Below are 9,337 nucleotides of genomic sequence, written 5' to 3'. Positions count from 1 at the left end.
ACCCAGCGTGGCCGCGCTTCGATGCCACAGCAAGGATCGTCACGAGGAACTAGGCTGGACGCAGGCTTACGCGATGTTCCTGGCCTGCTGCGCCGCGCGGGCAAGGGCCGCCCGTTTATTCCCCACGGGTGTTCTCAGCACTAGCAAGCACGCCCGTGCGGAAGCGATCGCTGTGCATCCATACGCCATCTCAGTAGGGCCGCGGCAACCCAAGGTGCTCCCGCAAGGTGCTGCCTCGATACTCTGTGCGTGCCCGCCCTTGTGTCTGCAGCAGTGGAACCACCTCATTAGCGAAGTCGTCCAGCCCCCCGGGAAAGTACGCCGGCATGATATTGAACCCATCGGCGGCGCCTTCGTCCACCCAGGTGGTGATATGTTCGGCGACTTGCGCCGCCGTGCCAACAACGACCTGGTGGCCGCGAGCGCTGGCAACCACGTGATAGAGTTGCCGCAGCGTAAGGTTACGTTCGCGCGCGAGCTTCTTCAGAAGCCGGCTGCGGCTCTGGATGGATTCGGTGAATGGCAGCTCAGGCAAAGGTCCATCCAGCGGGTAGCCCGAAATATCGTGGCCCAGTTGCTCCGAGAGCAAGGCAGCCGCGTTGGATTGTTCGGTGCCATTCTGCAATACCGCCAGCTTTTCGTAAGCCTCTCGCTCGGTATGGCCGACAATGGGCATCAGCCCAGGCATCACCAGGCAGTGGGCCGGATCGCGTCCCTGTTTCGCCACCTGCTCCTTGATCTCCCCATAGAACTGCCGTGCCGCTGGCAGACCCTGTTGTGCCGTGAAGACGACCTCCGCATGACGAGCTGCAAGTGCCTGGCCCGGTCCGGAGGACCCCGCCTGGATCAGCACAGGATGTCCCTGCGGGCTCGGCGTCACGTTGAGTGGACCTGCTACGTCGAAGAACCTGCCGCGGTGGTTCAATGCGTGCATCTTGCCTGTGTCGACATAGATGCCCGCCTCCTTGTCCCGCACATAGGGATCAGGCTCCCACGAGCGCCACAACCCCTTGACCACCTCGACGAACTCATCGGCAATCGCGTACCGCTCGGCATGGTCGGGATGCCGTTCCCTGCTGAAGTTCACCGAGCCATYGGCGAAGGTCGTCACGATGTTCCATGCGGCCCGGCCCTTCGATATCTTGTCCACGGTGGCAAACATGCGCGCGAGGTTGAATGGCTCGCTATAGGTCGTGGATGCCGTTGCCGCCAGCCCGATGTAGCGAGTCACCATCGCTAATGCGGCCAGCAGTGTCAGCGGTTCAGGCCGCGTGATCATCGACGGATGCGAGTCGGGCGTKGTCAGCAAGCGGTCGCCAAAGAAGACCATATCGAACTTGGCACGTTCCGCTGCTTGCGCAGCCCGCACGATCAAGTCGATATTCTCCGTGCCGGACTCGGCGTCGGGATGGCGCCAGCCGGCGGCATGGTGACCGGCGGCCAGAAGGAACAGGCCAAGTCTGATTGGCTTTGGCAAAGGTGTGGACATATCAGGGAGTGAAGTTGGTTGCGCCGGCACCGACGAGCCTAAAGCTGCGTTCCGCTGTTTTGAATGATGCGACGAGACAGGTCATGGACCGAGCGTATCGTGGCCTTGGTCTGCTCCGGCGTGAGCGAACGGGTTTCTACCTCAACACGGGCGAGCGCCTGGATAGTCGCGGGCTCTCGCAGGATCTCGTTGAGCCATCCCCGCAGCGCCGCCAGTACGCTCGCAGGCGTGTCCTTCGGTGCGGAGATGAAGAAGGAGCCGCCCAACGCATTTTCCCAGCCGTTGACTCCAGCCTGCGCGATCGACGGCACGCCCGGCAGTTCGGGCGATGTCTCGCTACCGAAGAAGGCGAGCGCCCGCAGCTTTCCTGCCTTGATGGATGCCGTGCTGAGGGGATCGAACACCACGTCCACATGTCCGGCAATGACATCCGCGACGGCAGGTGCGCTGCCCTTGTACGGCACATGGCGCATGTCGATATCCGCCAGCGATTTAAGCAACTCGCCGGCGATATGCCCGGGGGTGCCATTTCCCGAGGTGGCGTAGGTCAGCTTGCCAGGGTTCGCCTTGGCATAGGCGATGAGTTCCTTCAAGTTCCGCGCAGGCACGTGCGGATTGACCGCCACCGTGGCGCGTGAGTTGCCGATGTAGGCCACCGGGACAAAATCCAAGAACGGGTCGAACGTGGTCTTGACCAGTTGCGGCGCAATCGCGAGATTGCCGATCGACGTGTTGAGCAACGTATAGCCGTCGGCCGGCGCATGCGCAACGTAGCCTGCGCCCAGCGTGCCGCCGGCACCAGGCTTGTACTCGACCAGCACGCTCTGTCCAGTTTTCTCCGCCAGTCGTTTGCTGATGATGCGCGCCACATTGTCGTTGGTACCACCAGGTGCGTAAGGCACGATATAGGTGATCGGCCTCGACGGATACGCCGCGCCAGCCTGCGCGAAAGAGGAAGCAGCGGTGACAGCCAGGACGATGGCTGTCGCGACGCGAATAGCGATAATAGACATGGCAAGGACCTGCAAATGGGCAAGTGACGAGTCTCACACAAGCGCGCAGTCCGGCCTAACGAACCATTCCGAGCTAGATAAGTTGAAGTCCTTCGTTGACGAAGGAACCACAGAGGGGTGATCAGGCGCCAGGGCCCTGCATCAGTTCCCGCCGACGGCGGCTGCTAGGACTCGGGGGCACACGTGATTCCTCAAGCAGGCTCGTACGGTGCCGGGCGAAGGCTTGTATTGAAATTGGAAGACGCGAATCAGGGGACCAACTCACTTACGGTGACTCGCTTCTTCTTCATGCACGCGGCCGAATGCGCAGCAGCAGGAGGCGGCCGCTCGTTGCATTGATCAGTGACGTCAGTGTGCCCGCCTGATTCCTGCCCCGGCTTCAGCAGCGATTAGCTGTCTGGTGTAGGGGTGAGCGGGATGACTCCACAATTGCTCCTGCGACGCATTCTCGACAATGCGGCCAGCCTGCATCACCATGACGCGGTCGGCCAGGTAGCGCACCACGGCGAGGTCATGCGAGATGAACAGGTACGCAAGGCCAAACTCGCGCTTGAGCTCGACCAACAGGTTTAGGATCTGCGCCTGGATCGATACGTCCAGCGCGGAGACCGGTTCGTCGCACACCACTAAGTCAGGCCGAAGGAGCAAGGCGCGCGCGATGCCGATGCGCTGGCGCTGGCCGCCCGAGAACTCATGCGGATAGCGGGACAGCGATGACTGCGGCAAGCCTACCCGGTCGATCATGACCGCCACCTGCCGTTGGCGCTCGCCCGCATCGGCCACGCCGTGCACGCGTAGCACTGTTTCCAGCGTGTCGCGCACGCTGCGGCGCTGGTTGAGCGACGCGTAGGCATCCTGGAAGATCATCTGCACGCGGGGGCGCAGGGCTCGCAACGGGCCGGGCTTCAGCGCGCCCAGGTCGATACCATCGAGTAGTACGCGCCCTGAGCTGGCCGGCACCAGTTGGAGCAGGGTCTTGCCCAGCGTGGACTTGCCGCACCCGGACTCGCCCACCAGGCCAACCGTCTCTCCTGCCGCGATATCGAACGTGACGCCATTGACGGCATGGGTCACACCTTCGCGGCTCGCGTAGCGGGTATGCAGATCAATGACTGACAACAGCGGCATGATGGTTTTGCGTCTGATCCTGGTTTTGATGTGGGCCCGGCATGGCGATGCGGTGTGCGGATACGCAGGCGACCCGGTGCGGCGTCGCGTCGGCTGGCACGGATACGCCCGGCGCCAGCGGCGCGCTTGGTATCGGCTCGGCCCGCGGCGTCCCCGCCAGGCACTGTGCCTCGGCCTGCGCGCAGCGCKGTGCAAAGGGGCAGCCCGTGGCGAGCCGGGCGGACTCGACACTGCCGGGAATCTCGGTTAGCCGGGTGTCGCGATAGAACCTGCCCTGCTCCAGCCGCAGCGAGGCATCGAGCAGCCCTCGCGTGTACGGATGCGCCGGAGCGGCAAAGAGCTCGCTCACTCGTGCCTCTTCCATCTTGCGCCCGGCGTACATCACCACCACGCGATCCGCCCATTGCTCCACCAGCCCAAGATCATGGGTGATCAGCAGCAACGCCATCGACAGCTCACGCCGCAGGTCGTCGAGCAACGCCAGCACCTCCGCCTGGGTCGTGACATCGAGCGCGGTGGTAGGCTCGTCGGCGATCAGCAATTGCGGCTTGCAGGCGATGGCCATGGCGATCATCACGCGCTGGCGCTGGCCGCCCGACAGATTGTGCGCAAATGCGTCGACCCGCTGCGCCGGCGCGGGAATGCGCACAAGGTCCAGCAGCTCGATGGCCTGCGCGCGCGCGGCCTTGCGGGACAAGCCCTGGTGGTGGCGCAGCACCTCGGCAATCTGGTAGCCCACTGGTAGCACCGGATTGAGCGAGGTCATCGGCTCCTGGAAGATCATCGACACGGAGCGCCCCCGCAGGTTGCGCAGCGCGGGCGCGGGCAATCCCAGCAATGGCTGGCCGGCAAAGCGAATGCTGCCGCCGCTGATTCTCCCCGGCGCCGGCAGCAATTGCATCAACGCCAGCGCGGTGGCTGATTTGCCGCAGCCTGATTCGCCCACCAGGGCGAGGGTCTGCCCTGCTTCGATGGCAAAGCTCAGATCGTGCACCACGGTGTGCGCACCGAAGCGGATCTGGAGCTTGTCAACTTCCAGCAGGGTATTCATGGTGCGCTGGCGCGGGCCCGTGGCGTTGATCTCATGCATTGCGCAAGCGCGGGTTGAGCGCATCGTTAAGTGCGTCGCCCATCAGGTTCAACGCCAGCACGGTCAATATGATGGCGGCTCCARGGAGCGCGGTTAGGTACCACGCGCTGCGCAGTACCTCGCGGCCGGCGCCGATCATGCTGCCCCAGCTCACCACGTTGGGGTCGCCCATGCCGAGAAAGGACAGGGCCGATTCGATCAGGATCGCGCTGGCCACCATGACGGAGGTGGTCACGATCACCGGCGGCAGCGCGTTGGGCAGGATTTCCGCGACGATGATGCGGCTACTGCGATACCCCACGCTGCGCGCGGCCAGCACAAAATCCGCCTCCCGCAAGGTACGAAACTCGGCGCGCACCAGGCGCGCCACGGTTGGCCACGAAGCCAGCCCGATCGCCAGCGCGATAGTGGTGACGGATGGGCTGCCAATAGCCACGATAACGATCACCAGCAGGAAGCTGGGCACCGTCTGCACCAACTCGATGACACGGCTCAGCACCGCGTCGACGGTGCCGCCAAAATAGCCGGCCACGGCGCCCACCAGCATGCCGATCAACAGGCTAAGCGACGCCGCCGCCAGCCCGACCAGCAGCGACACGCGCGCGCCGTGCACGATGCCCGCCAGCACATCGCGCCCCAGCGAATCGGTGCCGAGCAGAAAGGCCGGATCGGCGCCCGGCCACAGGAACGGCTGCCCCACCATATCGAGCGGATCGCCGGGGAACAGGAAGCCAGCCAGCGCAGCCATCAGCACCAGCGCCACCAGCACAAGCACGCCAGCCAGCGCGGCAGGGTTGCGCAGGATGATGCGCAGCGTGCGCCAGCGCGGCGCGCTTTGCGGTGCGGCGGCCGATGTGCCGGGAATAGCAAAAGTCATGTCGATCCGACTCTGAAGGGTCCGATTAATGAATTCATTGTGCGAGCGATTCAGTGATACCTAAGCCGGTTCTTCAGCGCGCCTTGATCCGAGGGTCCAGCCAGGCATGCAGCAAATCGACCAGCACGTTGGCGAGCACCACCAGGAAGGAAGACAGCAGCAGCACGCCCAGCAGCACGCTGAAGTCCCGCGCCATCACGGCCTCCAGCGCCAGCCGACCCAGCCCCGGCCAGCTGAACACGGTCTCGATCACCACCGTCCCGCCTAGCAAGGCGCCAAAGTGCATGCCAGCAACCGTGGTAATTGGCAGCAGCGCATTGCGCAGGACATGGCGCACAGACACCCGCAGCGGATGCAGTCCCTTGGCAGCGGCTGTGCGCACAAAGTCCTGGCGCYGCACCTCCAGCATGGCCGCGCGCGTCAGGCGCGCGTAGATGGCGATGAAGAAGGACGACATCGCCAGCGCCGGCAGCGCCAGATGGCTGGCCACATCGCGCAAGTGCGCCAGCCCGCCCAGGCCMGCGCCGATGGTGCTGGTGCCTTCGCTGGGCAACCAACCCAAGTGGACCGAGAACAGCACGATCGCCATCAGCCCGATCCAGAAGCCCGGCACCGAGTACAGCAGCAGCGCGGCCAGCGACAGCCCGCGGTCCACCCACGTGCCCACGCGCGCGGCCATGACGGCGCCGCAGGCAACGCCGAGAACCAGAGCGATGCACAGCGCGGCGCCGGTCAGCAGCAGCGTATTGGGCAGACGCGCCAGGATCAGCTCCGCCACCGGCGTGTTGTACCGGGGCGAGAAGCCCAGGTCGAAACGCGTGAGGTGCCCCAAGTAGGCCAGCAACTGATGCAGCACCGGCTGGTCCAGCCCGAAGCGCGCCCGCATCAACGCCATGGTCTGCTCGGTGGCCGAGCCGGACTCGCCAGCAAGGACATCGGCGGCGTCGCCGGGCACCAACTGGAGCAGCAGGAAGTTGAAGACGATCACGCCCAGTGCCGTGGGCAGCGCGCGCCATAGTGCGCGCCGCAGGGCCGTTCCGACTCGAAGCACAGTTGGCATCATGGAAATCCGGCCACCGGACTACTTGTCCAGGTAGACGTTTGCGAGGTTCGACTCGACCCCATCCGCCGTCAGCGAATGGTCATGCACCCGGGTGTTGGCAATGGTGATGAACTGCGGCGACACCAGGTTCAGGTCGGGTACTTCCTTGCCCACGATCTGTTGGAACTGCTTGAATTGCGCCACGCGCCTGGCTGGATCGGTCTCGGACGTGGCGTCCTCCAGCAGCTTGTCCACCTCCGCATTGCTGTAGTGAGTGGCATTGGAGAAAGGCACGCCCTTCTTGAAGTTCTTGGACCAGTACAGGCGCTGCACGCCCACGGTGGGGTCGAACAGGTTACTTGCACCGTTGACAGTGAAGTCGTAGTCGCGCTCGGTGTAGATGCGCTTGACGAAGGCCGGCAGGTCCTGCGAGCGGATCGTTACATCGATGCCGACCTTGCCCAATGCGGAGCGCAGGTAGTCGGCCAGCCGCTTGCTGTCCTCGCTGATCGGGTTGTAGTCCAGCGTGACGCGGAAGCGGGCGGCGCCACCCTTGCGGGGATAGCCGGCCTCGTCGAGCAGTTTGTCCGCCGCCTTGGTATCAAAGGGGTAGGGCGTCGGCGTGGCGTCGTGGAATGCGCTCAGGCCAGGGGCGATCGGCGACGCGGTGCGGGTGCCGTAGCCGTAGTAGACCGTGTTCAGCACCACATCGCGATTGACGGCCTGCGCCACTGCCTGGCGCACCTTCAGGTTCTTGAAATAGGGATTGTCGAGGTTGAACTCCAGCCGGGTCACGTTGAAGGAATAGCTGTTGCCCTTGGTCTCGAAGGCCAGCTTGGGCACCTTCTTCAGCCGGGCCAGGTCGGACAGCGGCACCGGCGTGCGGTAGCCCAAGTCCACCGCGCCGGTCTCGAAGGCGATGGCGCGCGCGGCCGGATCGGGGATGAATTTCACCACGATGCGGTCCACGTACGGCTTGGGCTTGTCCCAGTAGTCCGGATTGCGCTCATAGACGATGTGGCTGCCACGAACCCATTCCTTGAAGCGGTACGGGCCCGTTCCCACCGGCGCATTGTTGTTGGGGTTGGCGATAGGATCGGTGTTCTCGTAGATATGCTTGGCCACGATCGGCGATTCGGTGGCTACCAGCGCCTTGATCAGGTAAGGCGCTGGTTTGGACAGCACGATCACAGCGGTGTACGGATCCGGCGTCTTGACCTCGGTCACGTTGGCAAACGTGCTGCTGCCGCGCGGGTGGACCTTCTTGAGCAGCAGAATCGAAAAGGCAACGTCGGCCGAGCTGAAGTCCTTGCCGTCATGCCACTTCACGCCCTTGCGTAGGTGGAAGGTGTACTGCTTGCCGTCCGGGCTGATGCTCCACGACGTGGCCAGTTGCGGACGCGGCGTCAGGTCGTAGTTGTACTCCAGGAGGCCCTCAGTCACCTTGGCGCTGACGCTGAGCGCCGGCGTGGCCACATTGGTGAGCGACACCAGCGTGGGCGGCTCGTAGTTGAGCAGCAGGTTGAGCGTGCCGCCTGGGGTCGGCGTCGCACGCGCGGGCAGTGCGGCAGCGCCGAGGGCCACAACCAGGGCGGAATACAGCCCGGCGGACAAGAGCCGTTTAAGCAGCGAAGGCGTCGAAGACATCGGCAATGGTTCCTGATGGAAAATCGGATGAAAGAAACGGAATGACGGTACTCAGGCCGGCGTGGCAAGATCGGACGCAACGACACCCGAGGGTTGCGCGCCGTAGCATTCGATTGCAGCCGCGCCGCCTACCAGCCCATTGCGCAGGTCCGCCGCCAATTGGCGCGGTTCCCGCCTTGCCGGGTCGCCGATGCCGCCGCCGCCCGGCGTTTCCACTACCAGGCGATCGCCGCCCGGCACCAGTTGCCGGCCCTTGCCTTGCAGGACCTTGCCGGATGCCAGCGAGACCCGGCCGGGCGCCCCTGCCAGGCCGCCATCGGCGCCCCGCGCGGGGAACTGCAGCCGGTCCCATGCCGCGGCCAGGACCATTGGTGCACCGTCGGCGTTGGACACCTCGATGACCTGGCCCAGCCCGCCACGCTGTTGTCCGGCGCCGCCTGAGTCCGGCCGGTACTCCTTGCGCCAGAACACCAGCGGGCTCACAGTTTCGAGAATCTCTACCGACACATTGCGCACACCACTCGGAAAGGACGTGGTGGAAAGCCCGTCTTTGCCGGGGCGCGCGCCCGTGCCGCCGGTGGAGAAGCTGGTGATGGCGAAGGGCCGCCCCTTCATCAGCTCGCTGGCGGCGGCGCCGGCAAGCGGCTGGCCGCCCGACAGCTGGATATTCCACAGGCTGGATGCGCCCTCCGCCGGCACCGTGCCGGCGCGGGCCTGGCGCAGGCAGCCGAACACCACGTCCGGCAGCATCTGGCCGATGATGTGGCGCGCGGTCACGGCGCAGGGAAACGGCGCATTCAGGATCGAGCCTTCCGGCGCATGCACACGCACCGGCGCCAGCGAGCCCGCGTTGTTGGGTATATCCGCGCCAATCAGGCAGCGAATGCCGAAGGAGGTATAGGCATCCGTATAGGCCTTGGGCACGTTAATGCCGCGCGCGACCACCGGGGACGTGCCGGTAAAGTCCACATCGATGCCATCGGCGGAGATCGTCAGGCTGGCGACCAATGTGATCGGCGACTCGTAGCCATCAATAGTCATGCTGTTGTGC

At 64.7% G+C, this 9,337-nt stretch carries 8 protein-coding genes; all 8 read right to left on the bottom strand.

What is annotated here, in order from left to right; genetic code table 11:
* Nucleotides 1-190 precede the first annotated feature (190 nt).
* Nucleotides 191-1,489, bottom strand: a complete 1,299-nt coding sequence (locus AC1DS3_RS30260; protein WP_477128567.1) for an LLM class flavin-dependent oxidoreductase — start codon at nucleotides 1,487-1,489, stop codon at nucleotides 191-193.
* A 38-nt stretch (nucleotides 1,490-1,527) separates the two neighbouring features.
* A complete protein-coding gene (locus tag AC1DS3_RS30255; protein ID WP_477128566.1) occupies nucleotides 1,528-2,502 on the bottom strand; it encodes a Bug family tripartite tricarboxylate transporter substrate binding protein in 975 nt (324 codons plus the stop codon).
* 348 nt (nucleotides 2,503-2,850) lie between these two features.
* Nucleotides 2,851-3,630: an ATP-binding cassette domain-containing protein gene (locus AC1DS3_RS30250; RefSeq protein WP_441637321.1), complete on the bottom strand. Its 780-nt coding sequence runs from the start codon at nucleotides 3,628-3,630 to the stop codon at nucleotides 2,851-2,853.
* A complete protein-coding gene (locus AC1DS3_RS30245; protein WP_477128565.1) occupies nucleotides 3,608-4,720 on the bottom strand; it encodes an ABC transporter ATP-binding protein in 1,113 nt (370 codons plus the stop codon). The genes AC1DS3_RS30250 and AC1DS3_RS30245 overlap by 23 nt, the downstream gene beginning before the upstream one ends.
* Entirely contained in the window at nucleotides 4,713-5,597 is an 885-nt protein-coding gene (locus AC1DS3_RS30240) for an ABC transporter permease (protein WP_477128564.1), read from the bottom strand. Before AC1DS3_RS30240 ends, AC1DS3_RS30245 begins: the two co-directional genes overlap by 8 nt.
* A gap of 73 nt (nucleotides 5,598-5,670) precedes the next feature.
* Nucleotides 5,671-6,657, bottom strand: coding sequence for an ABC transporter permease (locus tag AC1DS3_RS30235; RefSeq protein ID WP_477128568.1), 987 nt, complete (start codon nucleotides 6,655-6,657; stop codon nucleotides 5,671-5,673).
* A gap of 21 nt (nucleotides 6,658-6,678) precedes the next feature.
* Nucleotides 6,679-8,286 carry an ABC transporter substrate-binding protein gene (locus AC1DS3_RS30230; RefSeq protein WP_441637327.1) on the bottom strand — a complete coding sequence of 536 codons (1,608 nt, stop codon included), beginning with the start codon at nucleotides 8,284-8,286 and terminating at the stop codon, nucleotides 6,679-6,681.
* A 51-nt stretch (nucleotides 8,287-8,337) separates the two neighbouring features.
* The coding region (locus AC1DS3_RS30225) for a hydantoinase B/oxoprolinase family protein (protein ID WP_477128563.1) at nucleotides 8,338-9,337 on the bottom strand (1,000 nt) is incomplete at its 5' end.

It is taken from the genome of Cupriavidus sp. 01L46, from assembly GCF_056399905.1.
Note: the sequence above shows the minus strand (reverse complement) of the source record. Positions and strands in the feature narration are given on the sequence as shown.